Source organism: Agrobacterium sp. O3.4 (genome assembly GCF_041414895.1).
GTDB classification, from domain to species: Bacteria; Pseudomonadota; Alphaproteobacteria; order Rhizobiales; family Rhizobiaceae; genus Agrobacterium; species Agrobacterium cucumeris.
This window is the reverse complement of record NZ_JALPZP010000006.1, coordinates 20,899-40,827: the sequence shown is the minus strand read 5'-3', so window position 1 is coordinate 40,827 and position 19,929 is coordinate 20,899. Positions and strand designations below refer to the sequence as shown.

At 58.4% G+C, this 19,929-nt stretch carries 16 protein-coding genes; 11 read left to right on the top strand and 5 right to left on the bottom strand.

Annotation, left to right across the window (positions count from 1 at the left end; genetic code table 11):
* Positions 1-35 precede the first annotated feature (35 nt).
* On the bottom strand, positions 36-1,724 hold the full coding sequence (locus tag M0412_RS21685) for a dihydroxyacetone kinase family protein (protein WP_269702316.1): 1,689 nt from the start codon (positions 1,722-1,724) through the stop codon (positions 36-38).
* Between the two features lie 265 nt (positions 1,725-1,989).
* On the opposite strand from M0412_RS21685, the gene M0412_RS21680 reads away from it, so the two are divergent.
* Positions 1,990-2,295, top strand: coding sequence for a hypothetical protein (locus M0412_RS21680; protein WP_046801073.1), 306 nt, complete (start codon positions 1,990-1,992; stop codon positions 2,293-2,295).
* A 125-nt stretch (positions 2,296-2,420) separates the two neighbouring features.
* On the opposite strand, the gene M0412_RS21675 is transcribed toward M0412_RS21680, so the two are convergent.
* On the bottom strand, positions 2,421-3,332 hold the full coding sequence (locus M0412_RS21675) for an HNH endonuclease (protein ID WP_269702312.1): 912 nt from the start codon (positions 3,330-3,332) through the stop codon (positions 2,421-2,423).
* Between the two features lie 282 nt (positions 3,333-3,614).
* Between M0412_RS21675 and ggt the strand changes: the two genes are divergently transcribed.
* From ggt to M0412_RS21650, 5 genes are all read left to right on the top strand, one after another.
* Positions 3,615-5,369 carry a gamma-glutamyltransferase gene (ggt, locus tag M0412_RS21670; protein ID WP_269702309.1) on the top strand — a complete coding sequence of 585 codons (1,755 nt, stop codon included), beginning with the start codon at positions 3,615-3,617 and terminating at the stop codon, positions 5,367-5,369.
* A 310-nt stretch (positions 5,370-5,679) separates the two neighbouring features.
* Positions 5,680-7,008 (top strand): LLM class flavin-dependent oxidoreductase, encoded by a 1,329-nt coding sequence (locus tag M0412_RS21665; RefSeq protein ID WP_269702307.1) that lies wholly within the window; start codon positions 5,680-5,682, stop codon positions 7,006-7,008.
* Positions 7,009-7,157: 149 nt separating this feature from the next.
* The gene (locus M0412_RS21660; RefSeq protein WP_142842987.1) at positions 7,158-8,153 is read left to right on the top strand and encodes an aliphatic sulfonate ABC transporter substrate-binding protein; all 996 of its coding nucleotides are present in this window, start codon (positions 7,158-7,160) and stop codon (positions 8,151-8,153) included.
* On the top strand, positions 8,150-9,019 hold the full coding sequence (locus M0412_RS21655; RefSeq protein WP_142842988.1) for an ABC transporter permease: 870 nt from the start codon (positions 8,150-8,152) through the stop codon (positions 9,017-9,019). The genes M0412_RS21660 and M0412_RS21655 overlap by 4 nt, the downstream gene beginning before the upstream one ends.
* A complete protein-coding gene (locus M0412_RS21650; protein ID WP_142842989.1) occupies positions 9,016-9,744 on the top strand; it encodes an ABC transporter ATP-binding protein in 729 nt (242 codons plus the stop codon). The genes M0412_RS21655 and M0412_RS21650 overlap by 4 nt, the downstream gene beginning before the upstream one ends.
* A gap of 117 nt (positions 9,745-9,861) precedes the next feature.
* Here the strand turns inward: M0412_RS21650 and M0412_RS21645 are convergent, their stop codons facing one another.
* Positions 9,862-11,145 (bottom strand): cystathionine gamma-synthase family protein, encoded by a 1,284-nt coding sequence (locus M0412_RS21645; protein ID WP_269702303.1) that lies wholly within the window; start codon positions 11,143-11,145, stop codon positions 9,862-9,864.
* 123 nt (positions 11,146-11,268) lie between these two features.
* Between M0412_RS21645 and M0412_RS21640 the strand changes: the two genes are divergently transcribed.
* The gene (locus M0412_RS21640) at positions 11,269-11,727 is read left to right on the top strand and encodes an Lrp/AsnC family transcriptional regulator (RefSeq protein WP_142842991.1); all 459 of its coding nucleotides are present in this window, start codon (positions 11,269-11,271) and stop codon (positions 11,725-11,727) included.
* Between the two features lie 66 nt (positions 11,728-11,793).
* On the opposite strand, the gene M0412_RS21635 is transcribed toward M0412_RS21640, so the two are convergent.
* Positions 11,794-14,841 (bottom strand): autotransporter outer membrane beta-barrel domain-containing protein, encoded by a 3,048-nt coding sequence (locus M0412_RS21635; RefSeq protein WP_237681450.1) that lies wholly within the window; start codon positions 14,839-14,841, stop codon positions 11,794-11,796.
* Between the two features lie 358 nt (positions 14,842-15,199).
* Entirely contained in the window at positions 15,200-15,679 is a 480-nt protein-coding gene (locus M0412_RS21630; protein ID WP_269702298.1) for a type 1 glutamine amidotransferase domain-containing protein, read from the bottom strand.
* Positions 15,680-16,359: 680 nt separating this feature from the next.
* Here M0412_RS21630 and M0412_RS21625 point away from each other — a divergent pair.
* The 4 genes from M0412_RS21625 to M0412_RS21610 all read left to right on the top strand — a co-directional run bounded on the left by M0412_RS21625 (position 16,360) and on the right by M0412_RS21610 (position 19,850).
* Entirely contained in the window at positions 16,360-17,796 is a 1,437-nt protein-coding gene (locus M0412_RS21625) for a GntP family permease (RefSeq protein ID WP_269702295.1), read from the top strand.
* Between the two features lie 84 nt (positions 17,797-17,880).
* Entirely contained in the window at positions 17,881-18,459 is a 579-nt protein-coding gene (locus M0412_RS21620; protein WP_269702293.1) for a HupE/UreJ family protein, read from the top strand.
* Positions 18,460-18,542: 83 nt separating this feature from the next.
* Positions 18,543-19,223: an urease accessory protein UreF gene (locus tag M0412_RS21615; RefSeq protein ID WP_269702291.1), complete on the top strand. Its 681-nt coding sequence runs from the start codon at positions 18,543-18,545 to the stop codon at positions 19,221-19,223.
* A gap of 66 nt (positions 19,224-19,289) precedes the next feature.
* Positions 19,290-19,850, top strand: coding sequence for a YqhA family protein (locus tag M0412_RS21610; protein WP_269702290.1), 561 nt, complete (start codon positions 19,290-19,292; stop codon positions 19,848-19,850).
* Positions 19,851-19,929: the final 79 nt, after the last annotated feature.

Sequence of the window (19,929 nt, the reverse complement as noted above, 5' to 3'; positions counted from 1 at the left end):
TCCCCCAAACTATGAGTGGACGTATCGTCCACCGACTATTCCCTGCCGATTGCTTCAAGCCAGATGCTGACGGCGACTGCGCCCGCATCGGGGTGCCCGACAGCCCGTTCGCCGAGATAACTTGCGCGCCCGAGCCGGGGCTTCATGGATGTCGTTGCCTCGGCGCCCGCAACGCCCGCCGCCACTGCGGACCGCCAGGCCTCTTCCGTCGAAGCTCCCGCTGCAAGTTTATCCCGAAACGTTTCTGCCGCCGGATGAAGCGCATCTATCATCGTGCGGTCCCCCGGCTTCGCACCGCCAAGTTCCGAGATCGCGATGACCGCCGCCACAAATGCTTCCGCCATCTGCTGAGCCGTCGGGCTTTCAATCGCGGCAAGATGGCGCGAGGCGCGCATCAGCGCCGTAGCGTAAAAGGGACCAGAACTTCCGCCAATCGCCCTGCGCATCGCATTCGCCATCGCCATCAGCCCATCGGCAACATCGCCGAAGTTTTCCTTTGGCAGTGCAAGGATCGCCTCGGCACCACGAACCATGCTTGCGCCAAGGTCACCGTCACCGGCGACACTGTCCAGCTGGGTTAATTTGGGCTCTGCTGCAATCAAGATCTTGGCAATCCGATCTGCGGTGGAGCGCAGGCGATCGCCGGCGGCGGTCATCTTGTTTCCGGCCGGCAGGCTCTTCTCGGCCCTTGCCGAGGGCAGGATTCGCCTGCGGTTCACCACACCGCCGCGTGGCCATGCGCCGGCATCGGTTGGCGCGTCGATGAGGCCGAGCGCTGCCTCGTCGACATGCATGAGCGACAACGAAAAACCCGGCATATCCAGAGCGGAAAGAAAGGTGCCGGCCCACGCTCGCTCAACCACGACACCCATTTCTTCCAGTTGCGTGACCGCAGATCGCGCCACGATTGCGAGTTCCATCGGCGGCGTCGATCCCAGCCCGTTGACCAGCAACGCGACGCGGTCTCCGCTCTTTAGCCTGCTATCGGCTTTAATCGTTTCGAGGACCAGTTTCACAAGCTCGTCCGCGGAGGCTATGGGCATCCGCCGGACGCCCTGTTCACCATGAATTCCAAGCCCGACTTCGATTTCCGCTTCGCCAAGCACAAAACCCGGCCTGCCCACGGCGGGCAGAGTGCAGGAACCGAGCGATATACCCATGGAGGATGTTCTGTCGGCAGCGTCCCGTGCAATCCGGGCCACTTCATGCAGGGGAAGTCCCCGCTCCGCGGCCGCGCCAGCAAGCTTGTGAACAAGGATTGTGCCTGCAATACCCCGGCGACGATCAGCGGGAACCGTGTCCTTTAATGCAACATCATCGGCAACGACCACAATCTCGACCGGAATTCCTTCAGCCCTTGCCAGTTCGGCTGCCAGTCCGAAATTCAGCCGGTCACCCGTGTAATTCTTGACAATGACCAGAGCACCAGCGGGTCCAGCCGCAGCCCTGATACCGGCAAGAACCGCATCGGTGCTTGGCGACGTGAAGACATCGCCTGCCACGGCAACAGTCAGCATGCCCGCGCCGACATAACCTGCATGAGCCGGCTCATGTCCACTACCGCCGCCCGACAGAACCGCCACCTTGCGCTTTTCCGTTTCCGGAAGGCCGGAGCGGATAACGACATTCTCGTCTGCAAGCAGGACTGTGGCAGGACTGAGCGCCACCACACCTTCGAGCATGTCCCGTACGACGGTGGATGGGTCGTTGATGAGCTTCTTCATGCCGTATTCCTCGATTGGGGTCGCCGGTTGCTGGTGGAGGACGAGCCGCGCCCACTGCTGGCCCTGAACAAGCACGATCTCCCGGCCAATTTCAAGCTCGGGCGTTCGTCACGTGCGAACCACTGCCCAATAAATGTTGCGAGAAAAACGCCCCGCCTAAACGGGCGGCAGGTTTGTAAACCAATGAGCGCACCATGCGCAAAGTTTGAGTTGACCGTTTTCAATGGTGAGGTGACACTTGTAGCAACGGACAGGGAGAAAGATGATGGACGAGGCACAGCAATGGCGCCACATGGCAAGTGCGCCGAAAAACGGCAACCGGATCCTCGTAACGATACGCTCGTCAGAACAGGGACCAGCCCAGGTAGATCTTGCATATTGGGCAAAGAGCGACCGGTTCGGCTCGGAAGGCTGGCGCGCTTCAGACTCGTCGCCGGGCCGGATCATCGAATATGCCGAGCCGGAATTGAAGTGTTGGATGCCGGTCCCCCTCGCCAATGCCGATGGTCTTGCAATGCCATCTCCCTGGAAAGGCGAGGATGATCGCGAACTCGATGGATCGGGGATATGAGAGAGGGTACGGCCATATCGCGATATCGAGAGCATTGTCGATCGTCGTCTCTCGATGGCCGACCGGCGGTATAGAGGGTCTGCGGCCCCTGACTGAGCGGCCTACACGCCGCCATGACTAAATATTCAAACTTTGAAGCAATTCTCCCGATGCCACTGGAGAAAATGTGGATGTGGCCGCTCAATCGATCGAAACGGCACGATCGCTCTTCCTGTCTTGTTGATCAAACCGCGGATGCTTTCTCGATCATTGGCATGACGTGAAATCAGAATCTCGAGTTCATCCGAGAGGCCGATTAACCCACGATCGAACATCCAGTGCGCCGTTCCTGAAAGAGCGATGCCATTGCAAAGGATATCAGGGCCATTTGCCTCCACGGGACGTATATGCGCAGCATCGACTTCCGCACGTCCACCGCCATTGATAAGCTTCAGCCCCGTGATCGCACAGCGCTTGTCGTAAGCCTGCAAAACGAGCCGGCGAAACAGGCGATCTCGCACAATTCGTGACGAAAGCTGGGCAACACGCTCACGCTCTTTTTCGACCACGAAGGGCGCCTGAACCCGGTCGTCAAATCCGTCAGAAAGCCGCATCTCTCTCGGCTCGTCCAAACGCGGCAACTCGGGTTCCAGCTCATTCAGGCCAATCGACACGATGCGATTGAAATCCGCCGCTGATATCAGGCGTACTGCCGCCTGTGCCCTACCAGAAATCCGGCCCTCTTCATTCAACAGACCGCGCTCGATGACGCCGTCTGGCCCACCGAACGGAACAGGATTGACAAAATCAAGGTAACTTCCCGGCTCAATCAACGCCAGATACATGCCGGCCGCCTTAGGGTCCGGAATGATCTGTGCAACTTTGGCGACAGCAAAATAACCCCGCGTCGCTGCAACCTTGCGCGGCTCGTAATAGATGATCCAATCACCGAGACAAGCTTGTACACGACCGAGATATTGGCTCGGAAACTGGTACTGTTCAGCCGGACTGTCGTCGTAAATTGAATCTGAGCGATGAATGAAAATTCCGAATCCCATGCCCGAATATTAGCATGATCAGGATACAACAGCGCAATGTGCCTTCTCACATAAAGCGAAATCAGTGAGCACCAAATCGTTTATCGCATAGACTTAGCATGCCGCCAGAGCCATCATAGTGCCAGAAGCTGGCGTCTTTTCCGAGAGCGAAGGACGAGTTCGGAAGTCATCCGTATCTCAGTCATTGCGGGTTCGATCTGCCTGTTGGCTCAGTTGGATGCCCTGCTTACATTACTGGCCCTGCTTACATTACCGATGACGCGCCTCTGGAGGATAAATCTAATGGAAGTAAGATTTCTCGCTGAGACTTTTCTCGCCCTCATGCTTTCCAGCGCTATCGCCTCCGCCCAGCAGGCGTCCGACATGGTCGCGCCAGAGAAGGCGACTGATATCGCGACAGCCAGACGTGTCGAGTCAGGAAGCTTCATGGTCGCGGCAGCCAATCCGCTGGCAGCCGAGGCTGGGCGCGATGTGATCGCCGCGGGCGGCAACGCCATAGATGCCATGGTGGCGGTGCAGACCGTGCTGGGCCTCGTTGAACCGCAAAGCTCCGGTCTCGGCGGCGGCGCCTTCCTCGTCTATTACAATGCGAAAAGCGGCAAGCTGACGACGTTGGACGGCCGGGAGACGGCGCCGATGGAGGCCTCGCCAAAGCTCTTCCTGGATAACAAAGGTCAGCCGCTTAAATTCATGGACGCCGTAATCGGCGGCCGTTCCGTCGGCACGCCGGGAACGGTACGACTTTTAGAGGAAGCCCATAAACGCTATGGAAGGGCGGAATGGGCAAGCCTCCTGAAGCCGGCGGAAAAGCTGGCGACCGAGGGTTTCAAAGTGTCGCCGCGCCTTGCCTCCCTGATCGCGTCCGAGGGCGATCGGTTGAAAAAATATGAGGCCCGCTCCTATTTTTTTGACGCCTCCGGAGCGCCCCTCCAGACCGGCGCCGCGTTGAAGAACCCGGCTTATGCCGAGACGCTTGCGGCGATCGCCAAAGGTGGCGCCGATGCCTTTTACAAGGGGCGAATTGCCGAGGCGATCGTCGAGACTGTGCGCGAGACGACCGACAATCCCGGCGTGCTGTCGCTTTCCGATCTTTCCAACTATCGCGTTATAGAGCGCGAACCGATCTGCTTCACCTACCGTACTCTTGATGTTTGCGGCATGGGGCCGCCATCGTCAGGCGGCATCGCCATCGGCCAGATGCTCGGCATGGCGGAGAATTTTGATCTCAAGTCCCTGGGGCCGAAAAATGTCGAAAGCTGGCGCATTATCGGCGATGCGCAGCGTCTCGCCTTCGCCGACCGCGAGCGTTACGTCGCTGACACCGATTTCGTGCCACTACCGATCAAGGGCCTGCTGGACAAGACCTATCTGGGCGAACGGGCAAAGCTGCTCGACGGCGACAAGGCGTTGGCCACCGATGCCGTCAAGGCCGGCGAACCGGAATGGGATCACGCGCTCCTTTTCGGTCGGGATGCCGCGCTCGAATTGCCCTCCACAAGCCATTTTGTCATCGCCGACAAGGAGGGCAACGTGGTCTCGATGACGACGACGATCGAAAGCGGCTTTGGCTCGCGGCTGATGACGAATGGCTTCCTGCTCAATAACGAGTTGACGGACTTTTCCTTCAAGACCCATGATGGCGGCCTGCCGATCGCCAACCGTGTCAAGCCCGGCAAACGGCCGCGCTCGTCCATGGCCCCGACCATCGTGATGAAGGATGGCAAGCCGCTGCTCGCCATTGGTTCGCCCGGCGGCAGCCAGATCATCGGCTATGTGGCGCAGGCGCTGATTGCCTATATCGACTGGGGCATGCCGGTGGAAGCGATCGTCGCCCAGCCGCATCTCATCAACCGGTTCGGCACCTATGACATAGAGGCCGGTACCAGCGCGGAAGAACTGCTCGGTCCGTTGAAGACACTGGGTTACGAGGTGAAACCGGGCGAGATGAATTCCGGTTTGCATGCTATCGAACTAACCGCCCAAGGTTTCGTCGGCAGTGCCGATCCACGACGCGAAGGAGTGGTTGTGGGGGAATGAGAAACAGGCGCAGCGGACACCGCCCGAAAGGGGTGAGGACCTTGTCTTCATCGTGACTGCTAACGTCTTTCAAAATCTCGGCTGCGCCAAAGGGCGTCGTTTCAATATCGTGGTTGACCTCACACGCTCCTGAACCCGGCTATCCAGCCCCGAAGAAAAATCTTTCGGTTTGCCACCAATAATCGGAATGGTCTTTGCCGCGCCCGGTTCGCGGCAGGGATATCGTCGCGATGGCAATCGGGCCTGCCTCGCCCTCCCACGACAAGGCCAGCAGCCCGGATCAGAAACATCGACGAGAGAGTAAAACCGAATGGCAAATGATCGCAAACTGCATCTCGGTGCCTTCATGCGGCCCGTCAGCCTCCACACCGGCGCATGGCGTTATCCGGGCGCATTCCCGGACGCGAATTTCAACTTCGCCCATCTCGCGCGCTTTGCGCAACAGCTGGAAGCCGCGAAATTCGACGCATTCTTCATGGCCGATCATCTGGCGGTGTTGAACATGCCGACGGAAGCCCTGCGCCGCAGCCACACCGTAACGTCCTTCGAACCTTTTACCCTGCTTTCGGCGCTCGCCGCCGTCACCTCCCGCATCGGGCTGGTTGCCACCGCCTCAACCACATTCGACGAGCCCTATCATGTGGCACGGCGTTTTGCGTCTCTCGATCACCTCAGCAATGGTCGTGCCGGGTGGAACATCGTCACCACGTCCAACCCGGATGCTGCACGGAATTTCGGCCGCGACGAACAGCCTGATCACACCGAGCGCTATGGGCGGGCACGGGAATTTTACGATGTCGTCACTGGCCTCTGGGATTCCTTCTCTGACGACGCCTTCATCCGCGATGTCGATAGCGGGTTGTTCTTCGATCCGGAAAAAATGCACGTCCTCAATCACAAGGGGCCTGAATTTTCCGTGCGCGGGCCGCTTAATATCGCGCGTCCGGTGCAGGGCTGGCCTGTCATCGTTCAGGCAGGCGCGTCCGAGCCAGGACGCCAGCTTGCGGCCGAAACGGCCGAGGTGGTTTTTGCAGCGACACCCACGCTTGCGGCGGGAAAGGCCTTTTACAAGGACGTCAAGGACAGGACCGTTGCCGCCGGCCGTTCCCGAGACGGGATTGTCATCCTGCCGGGCGCTTTCGTTCTGGTCGGCGATACCGTGGAAGAGGCCAGGGCCAAACGCGCCAGGCTCGACAGCCTCGTCCATTATGACAGCGCGATCGCTTCGCTGTCGATCGCGCTCGGTCACGATGTTTCCGGCTTCGATCCCGATGCTCCCCTGCCTGATATTCCGGAGACGAATGCGAGCAAATCCAGCCGCGAAAGGGTCATCGAACTCGCCAGAAACGAAGGTCTGACGGTGCGCCAGCTTGCCCAGCGGTTGGGCGGTTATGCCGGCCTCGCCTTCGTCGGCACGCCGGAAACCATAGCCGACGAGATGGAAAAATGGCTGCATGAAGAGGGTTCGGACGGCTTCAACATCACCTTCCCTTTCCTGCCTGATGGCCTTGACGACTTCACCACGCGCGTAGTGCCAGAACTACAGCGACGTGGTCTGTTTCGAAAGGACTATGAGGGGCCGACATTGCGTGATCATCTGGGGCTGCAACGGCCAGCCAATCGTTTTTTCCCGCAATAAAGGGCCATCGCGCCGATTGCGACAAAGCTAGGGAGATTTTCCACACCCGCCGCGAAGTTTGGCATGAGGTTCCAGAAGGTCGGATTGACCTCAAAAACACCCGCCCTTACCCTTTAATTACACAAAATACATAAATTAGGTGAATTAATATGAAGGCTGAACATTCCCGCCGCCAGATCCTCAAGTTCGGCCTTGCCGGCGCACTCGCAGCACCGCTGGTCACGGGCCGCGCGCTCGCTCAAGCCTCTTCGGATTTCCCTGCGGAGCTGAAGCTGGACTGGGGATTTTACTCCTCCCACACATTGCTGATAAAGAACAAGGGCTGGCTCGAAGAGGCTTTTAAGGATGTCGGCACCAAGATCACCTGGGTGCAGTCCCGTGGCAGCAACAATTCACTGGAATTCCTGAAGGTCGGCTCGACCGATTTTGCCGGTTCGGCCGCACTGTCGGCCTTTCTGGCCCGTGCCAACGGCGTGCCGCTGAAGGTTATCTATGTGGCAAGCTGGGGTGGTTCCTCCATCATTCAGGTGCGCCCGGATTCGCCGGTCAAGACCGTTGCCGATCTCAAGGGCAAGACAATCGCAGTCACCAAGGGAACAGCTCCTTATTTCACCCTGGTGCGTGCGCTTGACCAGAACAAGCTGTCGATCGACGACCTGAAGGTCGTGAACCTGCAACATCCGGAAGGCTTCAACGCGCTGCAGCAGGGTCAGGTCGATGCCTGGGTCGGTATCGATCCGCATACATCCCAGGCGGAGCTTGCCGGCGACAGGGCGATTTTCGATGAGCGCAGCTGGCGCGATGGCAGCGTCTTCAGCGTTTCGGAAGAATTTCTGGCAAAGCACCCGAAAGCGGTCGAGCGACTGCTCGGCGTCTGGGTGGAGACGCAGAAGTGGATCCGCGAGAATAACCGCGAATTCATCGATTTCGTCACCAAGGTCACTGGCAACGATCCCAAGATCACCGAGCTGACGATTAACAAGCGCGACTGGAAGGATCCTGTTCCCGGTGAGGAATTGCTGAACTCGATCCGCATCGTCACGCCACTGCTCGGCGATGATGTTCTGCGCCCGGGCGTCAATGTTGATAATGTCCTTTCATCGCTGATCGATCCGGCACCAGCGAAAAAGGCACTCGGCGCATGAATTCCCATCCGCGCGAATTCCAGCGCGTGAAGCAGACTGCCAAACAATTCCCCTCCCGCCTGCCGTTCTTGCAGCGGGTGGGCAATTTCTTTGGCCGCTTCGATCTGCGCGGCGCAATCGTGCCGGTCGGCTCATTGGTGCTGCTCGAGCTTTTCGTTCGTTTGGGCTGGGTCAGCCCCTATGTGCTGCCGCCGCCTTCCGAACTTTACGAGACGTTTCTGCGGCTAGCCGAAGGGCCGTTGTGGACGAATGTTGCGGCCAGTACCGCGCGCGTCTTTGTCGGCTTCGTCATCGGCTCGCTGCTGGCGGTGGTCGTTGGTTCGCTGGTCGGTTTGGTCATTGCTGCCGAGCGTTATCTCGAGCCGACATTTCAGGCGCTGCGCGCCGTGCCCAGCCTTGCATGGGTGCCGCTGCTGATGATCTGGTTCGGCATCGGAGAAACTTCAAAAATCGTGCTGATCGCCAAAAGCGCGTTTTTCCCGGTTTATCTCAACCTCTTCTCCGGTATCAGAAATGTCGACCGCAAGCTGGTGGAAGTGGGCGAGATGTATCGCCAGCCGCTGCCCATTCTGGTGTGGCGGATATTCATTCCCGCCTCTTTGCCGCATCTGTTCACCGGCCTGCGTTACGGGCTGTCGCTCGCCTGGCTGAGCGTTGTCGCAGCCGAGCTTCTGGCCGCGTCTGAAGGCATCGGCTACATGCTGTCCGATGGGCGAGAGCTTTCGCGGCCCGATCTGGTGATGATCGCCATCATCTGCCTTGCGGTGCTGGGCAAGATTTCCGACAGCCTGTTCAAGATCGTCGAGGAGCGCTGCCTGCGCTGGCGTGACACCTATTCCCTCAATGAAGGAGGGCGGCTGCGATGAGCCTGCTCAATGTCGATGTGCGCGAAAAAGCTTTCGGCGATACTGTCGTCCTTCAGGATATCCACCTGACGCTGGGGGATGGTGAGGCGGCTGTTCTTCTTGGCCCCAGCGGCTGCGGCAAGAGCACGTTGCTGCGCATTGCCGCCGGTCTCGACCGACGTTTTTCCGGTACGGTCAGGGTTCAGCAGGCAGAGGAAGATGAGGCCTCGCCGCCCATCGCCTTCGTGTTTCAGGAACCCCGCCTGATGCCCTGGCTGACGGTTGCAGAGAATATAGGTTACGCCGCCGGCAAGAAATATGATGTCGAGCGGGTGGAAGGCCTGATCAACGATGTGGGCCTGAGCGGCCACGCTGGCGCGCTGCCAAAGGCTCTTTCAGGCGGCATGGCGCAGCGGGTGGCCATCGCAAGGGCGCTCTATACCCGGCCGCGCATCCTGCTGCTGGATGAACCCTTCAGTGCGGTGGACGCTTTCACGCGGATGAAACTGCAGGACCTGGTGCTGAAAATTGTTGAACAGCGCGGCATTTCCTTCCTGCTCGTCACCCACGATATCGACGAAGCGCTCTATCTCGGTGACCGGATCTACATGATGGGCGCCCATGACGGCCGTATCCAGCAGCGGATAGAGGTGGACGTGCCGCGCCCGCGTGACCGAAGGTCGCCGCAACTTGCCAGCCTCAAGAACAAGGTGCTGACCGCCCTGCACAACGCCCATGTCATCTGACGGCTGCGCCTCACCTGAATAGTCGGCGTGAAGCTGGCAGGCGAAGCTGAGCAGCCCGAAAGTCTGCCGCAGCATTCGCCGTTCTTCCCTCCATTCGAGGTTACATCTCTCTCCGCGTCATGACTTGTCCAAGGCGAGGGCCAGGTCAGCGACAAGATCGTCGGGATGTTCGATACCGATTGACAGCCGGATTGTGGAATCCAGCACGCCGATGCGCTGGCGAACATCGGCGGGAACTCCCGAATGCGTCATGGTTGCCGGATGGGAAGCAAGAGACTCCGTACCGCCAAGGCTTACCGCCAGCTTGAATATGGTCAGGGCATTGAGGAACTTGAAGGATGCAGCCTGGCCGCCAATGATGTCAAACGAGAATGTCGATCCCGCGCCGGTGCATTGAGCTGCAAACACCTTGCCGACGGCGGACGCCGGCTCGCTGAAAGACAGGTAGTGGATTTTTTCCACCTTCGGGTGCTCCTTCAGGAATTCAGCCACGACCCTGGCGTTGTTATCCGCCCGCTCCATCCGGATCTGCAGCGTCTCGAGGGAGCGGCCAAGCATCCAGCATGAATGCGGATCAAGCTGCGTGCCGATTGCGCCACGCAAGGCCTTCACCTGCTTCATGACATCCTTCCGGCCGAGCGCGGCCCCGGCAATGAGGTCGGAGTGCCCGCCAACATATTTCGTCAGCGAATAGAGCGAAATATCGGCACCGTGCTCGATAGGCCTCTGAAACACCGGGCCAAGGAGCGTGTTGTCGCAGGCGATAATCGGCCTGTGCCCCTGCTTTTGGCCGATCACGTCAGCGACGCGGCCCATCATCGCGATGTCGACAATGCTGTTTGTCGGATTGGCGGGGGTTTCGATAAGGATGACAGACACCCTGCCCTTCGCCATCGCCTCCTCTGCCGCAGCCATCACCGAGGCCTCGCTGACACCGTCGGCGAAGCCCACCGCCGACAAGCCGAAATTATGGAAGGTCTTCGCCAGCAGCGTCTCCGTGCCGCCATACAGGGGCTGGGAATGCAGCACGGTGTCGCCCGGTCTAACGAAGGCGAAAAGCGTCGTTGAAATTGCGGACATGCCGGATGAGAAGAGCGCACAACTCTCGGTACGTTCATAAACGGCAAGACGATCTTCAACGATCTCGCTGTTGGGATGGTTGAAACGCGAATAGACAAGGCCCGCGCCCCTGCCCTCCGGCGGTTCCTTGCGCCCGGAGACGTAGTCGAAGAAGTCGCGCCCGTCTTCTGCCGACTTGAACACGAAAGTCGAGGTCAAAAACACAGGCGGCTTTACGGCGCCCTCCGACAACTCAGGATCATATCCATAATTGAGCATCTGGGTTTCAGGATGGAGAGCGTGATTGCCGATGTGGGTTTTGGACGGATGCGGCGCGGTCATTTCCGATGATCCCTTGGCTGGCGTTGAACTCACTGCAGGTTACATGCAATCAGGCCAAAATAACTTGCATTTTAAGGCGCAGACATGTCTGATAACGCAATATATTGCGGAGAATCTTCTTTTATGTCGCAGAAAATTGCGGATCAGATCGACAAACGGATACTCAGGGAATTGTCTGCCGATGCGCGTGTCACCAACAACGAACTCGCCGAGCGGGTCGGACTGTCGGCATCTGCGTGTCTGCGGCGGCTCCGGCGGCTGGAGGAGGTAGGGGCGATCAAAGGGTATTCCGCGATCATTGATCCGGCAATCGAGGGATGGACGATGACCGCCCTTGCATCCGTCCGCCTCAGCCGCCAGCACGACGACGAAATCCGAATGTTCGAGGCGGCCGTTCTCAACTGGGACGAGGTTCTCGAATGTCATCTGGTCACCGGTTCGAAGGATTACATGCTCAAGGTCATGTGTGGCGGCCTGGAAGACTATGAGCGTTTCATCAAGGACAAGATCGCAAAGCTGAAATGTGTCGATACCATCGAGACAAGCTTCGTCATGAACACAATCAAGGCACGACGCATCTGAGCGTTGCCATGACTGTTGCAATTCCTGCCTTCACCCGGCTCTCGCGCTCCCAGAGGTGTCTTCCGCTTAAAAACGAATGTTCAAACCGAACCTGCCGGCGTAACTATAGTTTTCGCTGAAATCACGCAGGGCAGTTCTGACGTTCGCCTCTCCATAAATTGCGTATTTTCCGTTCGCCCAATTGTATGTTCCACCTATGCCGAGACCACCCCGGAGCCGTTGGTGCCCGCTGGTGAATGCCACGCCTGCCACGTCGGTTCTGGTCTCCGGCAGGGCGTCATAATAAAGATTGGCAATGCCATAAGCGTGGATCCGATTTATCTCTCCCGCATCGCCAACCCATGTGGTTTCAAAGTCGGACGACAGGCCAAGACGCATGGTCAGATCATCATCGTTATCGAGGGATACCTTTGTGCCAAAGACGTCGTCGAAATCCTTGTAGCTGACATTGGAGTAGACAAGCTGCGCTTGCGGCGTCACTGCCCAGCCCCGACCAATGGCGATCTGCTGACCGGCTTCAAGACCAAGCGCGTAACCGAAACCATCATTGCCGCAGACGAGCCTCGTCGTTGCAGTCGAGGACGAAAGATTGCTGTCGTACCAGGTAAGGTTGGTCTGCCCATCTAGATAGAAACCGCCCTCGCCATACCAAGTCAGGGAGCCACCGAAACCATAGCCATTTCCCCCAATCGAACCATCGCCGAAAACCGAGGTTACGTCGCTGTCAATGGTGCCGTAATGCACAGAGAGGCTACCAACCAGGCTGCCGCTTTTTCCAGAGTGAAGCTCCAGATCCGAGCCGGCCTGCAACTGCCAGGTATCGACCCTGTAGTCTGCCGCTGTGGTCGAAGATTTCGGCGCCATACGATCATGGCTGCCGGTCATGCGCGCCCAGATGCCGCTATCGTCAGCCTCGTCAAATGCAGCCTGAACCTCGTTCGTGTTGCGGTTCCAGACGCGGTTGCCGACGCGCTGCTGAAGCGTGTCCAGACTGTTGAAACGCTGCAGCACCGAAGCATAGGCTTCGTAAACAGGTGCTCCGGGCTGATAGAGCGGACTTACCGACCCTCCTGAACCGGTTAGAGCCGAGCGCAGATACCAATTGCCATCGGTGGGTGTGGAGGCGCCGCCCTGATAAAGCCGGTAGGCGTAAGCTCCGGCCACCACCGCCGGATCACCCTTAAACAGATAGCTGCCCAACAGGGAAAAATTGCCGGCTGACACGCCTCCAACCTCGATGATCTTGATGCCCTCAATCGTCTGGCCCCCAGCGCCACCCAGATTGATCACGCGGACATTGGTCGTGCCAGACGTGTTGCCAGTAACGACAAGCTGGTCGGCGGCAGAGCTGTCGTCACCCAGCACCGTTTCGATTTCGAGTGTGCCGCCACTGCCGATATAGTCGCCTGCGACAGTGAGCGTGCCGATGGAGTTGCCCGGCGCGATGGTGCCACCTGAAAAATTGGTGGTCGTGCCCAGCTGGCCAGTGCCCTGCAGACGACCGCCAACCACCTGCATCGATCCGCCAAGGGAGCCGTTTACGGAGAGGATGCCGTTATAGACGCCAGACGTGCCAAGGAGCGCCGAATTGTTGGCAGTCAACGTGGTTTGTCCGCTACCGAGTTGCTGCACGCCACCCGCCCCTGAAATCGTGCCGCCGAATGTGACCACATCCGAACGGTCAAAGGCCAGAATACCGTCATTGGCAACGTCGCCGATGATACTGCCGCTGGTCCCGCCATCACCCAGCTTCAGGGTTCCAGCTGTGATTGTTGTGCCGCCTGCATATGTATTCGCGCCGGTCAGCGTCAAGGTTCCGGCACCAAGCTTGGTTAACTCGCCAACGCCGGATATTTCTGGCTCGATCCCGATGCTGAAACCGTTCGTATTAAAAAAACCTCCGCCAGACGCAAGGCGCAGCTGTTGGCCGTCGAAATTCGAGAAGAAGGTATTTTTGTCTTCGATGGCCCGTACGATACCACCGTCAAGCGTGACATTTGCGCTTCCCGAACCTCCACGAAAAAAGCTGGTCTCAAGCACGCCGCGCGCCGTCGCAGTACCGTTTATAGTGACCGTTCCGGACGCATTTGTCGCCGAGGAACCAAGCAAGACACCGGATTTCGCGTAAACCAGACCGCCATCTTCGATGGTGATGTCTCCAACACCATGGTTTCCCACGGTGAGGCTGGAGCTGGTGATCTGCCAGTTTGAGCCGATCCCTGTCACCGTGACGCTTCCGACGCTACCAGGATTTGCACCAACATATCCCTGGGTGCTTGAGACGGTCGCACCATCTTCGATCAACATCGTACCGTTGGAAAAGCTGCCGACGGCAAGCTGGTCAGAATTGATCCACTTTGAACCCTGACCGGTCACGATGACGCTGCCCGCTAAGAACGTGTCACCTATGATCCCCAGGCCATTGCTGACACTGCCGCCGTCCTCAATGCGTAAGCTGCCATTGTCGATCGAAAGACGCCCGGTGGTTTCCCACATGGAACCCGCACCCGAAACAAGCGCCGTTCCAAAATACGTCCCACCAAGGCTCGCATCTGCGGTGACATTGACCTTGCCGCCTGCTCTGACTTCCAAACCCCCGGCCGCACCGTCGCCGATTACAAAATAATCCGTATTGGTCCAGGTTGACGAATTACCGCCTGCGTCTTTTCCAGATACTATGACAGTGCCGCCCACAACTCCACTGTTGTTGGTCACAACCGCACCGCCGTTGATGTTGAGAGTGCCCCCGGAGGTTCTCGTTTCCATTGTGCTCAGGCTCGAGCCTGTACCGGTCACCGTGACGACGGCACCCATATCGATGTTAACGTAATTACCCTCAGCACTACGGCCTGAGATCAGTGCCGTTCCTGAAACCATCCCGATGTCAGTTGAGACGTCCGGGACAAGGCCCGTGTCCCAATTCCCGGCATCGAACCAGTCATTGTTTCCGGCTGAACCCGTCCAGCTCGCAGTTTGCGCCAGGGCTGGATAAGAGGCCGCTGTAAAAAGGCATCCAAGCAGGAGGCTGCGCGACGAACGAAGGTGCTTCGCTTTTGGGCTTCCCGAGCTCCGGATACTTGGCTTGTCCGGCATCAGACGTGGTTGTTTCAGCATCGCGCGCCCCGAAGCAGACTACCTTGAATGAATCACATTCGAATCTCCTCATATAAGAAGGGTTTATGGTTAACAGAAAGTGGATTTCCGGTTGTATTCCCCGGTCGATCGGACAACCAGCATGCTTTCGCTCTACCCTGGTTGAAGGAAGTTTTCAGCGAAATCGCTTCACCGCTGTTTAGCGTCTCTGAGACCGATACACAGTCGTATCGAGCATGCAGTTTCGCCCAGGGTTATGAGCATTGCCCGGCTTGTTTTCGGCCTGGATGAATACATGGCCAATTCCTGGTTCAAGTCGTCGTTTTGCATCATGATGTCACGTCCTAAGGGCGTCGGAAGTGACATCATGATCGTTTGTTTACTGCGTCTTTGTTTCGAGGGCCTTCACAATGGCCTCACCGAATGCCCTGGCCGAGGCTGGGTTCTGGCCTGTGATGAGACGGCCATCGACAACAATCTTGTTCTCGAAAATCGGTGCCTCTTCAAATATTGCCCCAGCGTTCTTCAGCGCGCCCTCAAGCTCGAAAGGAACGATCTTGTCATAGTGGCGGGAGGCTTCTTCTTCTGCAGTGAACCCCGTGAGCTGGCGTCCGTTGATAAGGCTTTTGCCGTTGCTCAGCTTCACATTCAAAAGACCTGCCGGACCGTGGCAAACGGCACTGACGATGCCGTTGCTCCCATAAATATGCGGCAATTCGCTTGCCAGGGTCTGGGCCTCATCTATTCGTCGACGTTCCACACTTCCAGCGAACTCGCCCAGGGTCTGCTCGAACCCGCTTTGCTCGATTACTCTCCCGGCGGCGATGGCCTCTTTCTCTACTTCACCAAGGCCGCCCAAAGCCAGCCCAAGTTACGGGCATTCATTGACACCTGCTCGAAGCTGCGCAAACAGTCCAGGTCAGTGACGTGATGTATATTTAATTCCGACCATAAGCGGTGATGCCTCCGGCCCTGCCGCGCACTGTCAGGCTTGGAAACAACATCCAGCCTCTCATTAAATCAGGTCTGCCTGCAGCAGCCTCAAGAATGTCCGGGGGCTGGCCGTCGTGATCTTCTGGCTGCGTCATGGCGTTACGACAGGTGCCCAATGGCCCTCTTCTCCGCCATCGCTCTCGCCGCAACTGTTATCGTCTAGTTCTGATCAACGAGCCCTGGCCCTGGCGAGAAACACACATCATTGAACGTGCGTTCGGCGTCGGACCGAGCGCATTGACGAAAGCGGTAGCCCTGCTCGCGCAGGATCTCGAAGGTCAGACCGCTTGACGGCGGAGAAGCAGGAGTTCTCCAACCAACCGGAATTTTTGCAACGGAGCCCCATGTGTCGCGGGCAACGCTTTTGATGGGTCCGGAATCCCATGAGTAAGCACGGCGTCCATTTCTCCAGCAATATGAGTGCTGCTGGCGCGCGCGCCGTCGACTAATGCACCACGGTAGTTCATGAAATTAGAGTGATAATTCTGATGGGATCGCACGCTGAAAGCGTAGCCGATGACGTGATCAGATTGAGAGGCAGAGCTGATGGGGCTATTTGGAATTCTGCTCGGACTAGGCTTTCTGATGTGGTTTGCCTACCGCGGATGGAGCGTGTTGCTCCTGGCGCCTGCGGCAGCTCTTATAGTCGCAGTCTTCTCCGGCGAGCCGCTTTTGCCACACTGGACGTCGACATTCATGAGCGGCACCGCACGTTTCGTGATGCAATGGTTCCCCATGTTTTTGCTCGGTGGCATCTTTGGAAAAATGATGGATGACAGCGGATCGATTACGTCGATCGCTCGTTTCCTGACGGAGCGGCTGGGTGTCAAGCGAACCATGCTCTCCGTTGTCCTGGCGTCCGCCGTCGTCACCTATGGTGGCGTCAGCGTCTTCGTTGCATTTTTCGTGCTGGTGCCCATGGCAAGGGAAATGTTCCGCGCTGCCAATATCCCGGCGCGCCTCATGCCGGCGGCCATCGGTCTCGGCGCCTTTACCTTCACCATGTCAGCGATGCCGGGCACGCCCTCGACAAACAACGCGATACCGATGCCATATTTCGGCACGACGACGTTTGCGGCGCCCGGTCTTGGTATCATTGCCTCCATTATCACATTCGCCTTCGGAATGTGGTGGCTGGCACGCATTGAGGCGAAAGCCCGTGCCGCCGGAGAAGGATATACCGATGATGAAAAGCCGGTTGTCATCAGTGAAAAGACCCGCGAGCAAGCGACCATTTCAGGGGACTTTGATCCAAACGAGCTGACCCACGGACAGAGGAGCAAACAGGCGCCATCGTTCCTTTTCGCCGTTCTGCCGCTGATCGTCGTGATTGGGGTCAACTTCCTGATGGCCCTGGTGATATTGCCGAGGGTCGATTTCTCGCGAGCGGAAGCCGCGCTCGGGATCAATATCGCCTCCACCATTGGCGTATGGGCTGTCCTTCTTGCCCTGGCAGCGGCGATCATCACCGTCATTGCGATCAATTTCGGCCGGCTGGGGTCATTACGCGAGAGCCTTGATGCAGGATCCAATTCAGCGGTTCTTCCCATCATGACAGTGGCGAGCCTTGTCGGTTTCGGCGCTGTTGTCGCGGCCATGCCGGCCTTTATGGTCGTGCGGGACGCGGTGCTGCAAATACCGGGCGGTCCACTCGTTTCACTGGTCGTGGCGATGAACACCCTGGCCGGGCTGACCGGGACGGCGTCTGGCGGGATGGCAATCGCGCTCAATGCGCTCGGCGCGGAATATATGCGCCTTGCGGCCGAATACGGCATCGACCCTGCCCTGATGCATCGTCTGACGACGATCAGCGCCGGCACGCTGGATGCCCTGCCGCACAATGGTACGGTGCTGCTCCTCCTGCAGATCAGCAAGCAGACGCACGCCGGAAGCTATTTCGACATGATCATGACGGTCATTGTCGGCGTCATCCTCTCTCTCATCGCAGTCTTTTTTCTCGGTTCGATGTTCGGCTCATTCTGAGCGGGCACCGGACGCTGATCCCGCCTGTTCGGGATCCGGTGACAATTCATAGGCTTACCCGTTCAACGTTATGGAGACCGTGCCATGAAGAAAATGTCCGTTCTGATCCTGATACCGTTACTGATGGCCAGCACCCCGGCACTCGCACATGTCGGCCATGGCGACCACGGCTCATTCATGTCCGGGTTCATGCACCCGCTTTCCGGCTGGGATCACATCCTTGCCATGGTCGCGGTCGGCCTTTCAGCTGCCATGCTCGGGGGACGTTCCCTGATCGCCATTCCTGCAACTTTTGTCGCTTTGATGCTGGTGGGCTTTATCGTGGCGCTCGCGGGTGTGCACATCCCCCTGGTCGAGCCGGTCATTCTTGCTTCGACAATCATCATCGGTCTTTCGGTCGCGGTTGCGCGTCCGGTCTCGCCGGTGCTCGTCGCCATGATTGTCGGCGGGTTCGCTTTTTTCCACGGACACGCCCATGGCACCGAACTGGCCAACCAGAGCGCCCTGGTCTTCGGAGCAGGTTTTGGTATCGCGACGGCATTGCTGCACATGATCGGCATGGGAACGGGCATCGTCGCCGAGCGGCTGACGCGCGGGACAGCTGCTCTGCGCCTGGCCGGTGGCGCGACCGCACTTGGCGGCGTCCTTTTACTCGCAAGCTGACTGGCCGAATGCACGTGATGAAACATGTGAAGCCAAAGGGGTCGGCATAGGGCCGGCTTTAGCGATAGCTCCGGGAGAACCATGTGACGCAACAGACATCCGGTGGCCTGCCCATCCAGCTACTGCGCCTGGTGAGCCCAAGCCAGCCCGTCGGCTCGTTTTCCTACTCCCGCGGTCTGGAATGGGCAGTGCACGACAGGATTGTTTACGATGAGGCAAGTGCTGCAGCCTGGATATTCGGTCTTGTCGAGCACAGCTACTCTGTCTGCGATGCGGCTTTGTTCCTGCGCATGATGCGGGCGATGAAGATCGGGGATCGGGACGCGTTCCTGAAGGCTGATGCTTGGCTGTCGGCGGCGCGGGAAAGCCGGGAGATCGAACTGGAAGACAAGCAGATGGGCGCATCGATGTTGAAGGTTTTGCAGGATCTCGGCGTTTCGTCCGCCAAATCCTTCAAGGGGTCGAAGCTGACATATCCGGCAGCCTTCACGCTGGCGGCGACGCACTGGAACATCTCGGAGACCGATGCGCTGCGGGGGCTTCTATGGAGTACGGTCGAAGGCCAAGTGTCTGCGGCCATTCGGCTGGTCCCGCTGGGGCACACGGCCGGCCAGCGCCTCCTTATTGCTGCAGATGACGTCATCGAGCGGGCGGCGAGAAAGGCCGAGACGGTCACCGACGATGAAATAGGCAATGCCGCACCCGTCATGGCCATGGCGAGTGCCTGGCATGAAACGCAATACAGCCGGCTCTTTCGTTCCTAGGTGCCAATGGAGTCCGCAGGAACGCATCTTGCCGGTATCACACGATAGTCCAGGGAGGGCTATGCATTGATTTCATTGTTTCGTGGCCTCCGGTCCGTTCTCATCCTTGCCGCCGCGGGTGTGCTTTTCGGCGCCTTCCTGATGTTCTGGGAAGCCATACTGATGCTTGTGGACAGTTTCCGGATGGCCCGGCTGAACCCCGATATGTCCGTCATCGTCGCGGTGCTGCGCGCAACGGACAAAATTCTCCTGGGCATCGTGTTGATGGTGGTGGGCTGCGGTATTGCACTTGGCTTTGCGCTCGACATCCCGCCCGAGCAGCGATCGAAGCTGCCGCAATGGATGATCATCGATACCGTAGCGGAGCTCAAGAACCTCTTCTTCCAGATGATCATCCTTTATCTCGTTGTGCATTTTGCCGCCCAGGTCGGTGAAATGCAGATGCCTTTGCAATGGGAAGCGCTGGTGCTTCCGATATCCGCGCTCCTTTTGGCAGGAGCAATGAAGTTGACCGCGAGTTCGCACCATCTGGCAGAAGGGACACGGAGCGAAAAACGCAGCGATCACACGAAGGACGTGGTGCGACAAGCCGGCGCAAAGCCGTCTGAGCAACCACCTTCCGAATAGCTGGAGGTGCTGGTGGACTTGAATCGTAGCGCAGGTCGCCAGGAGCGATCACGAGAGGGATTTTCGCCCATGGTCAACG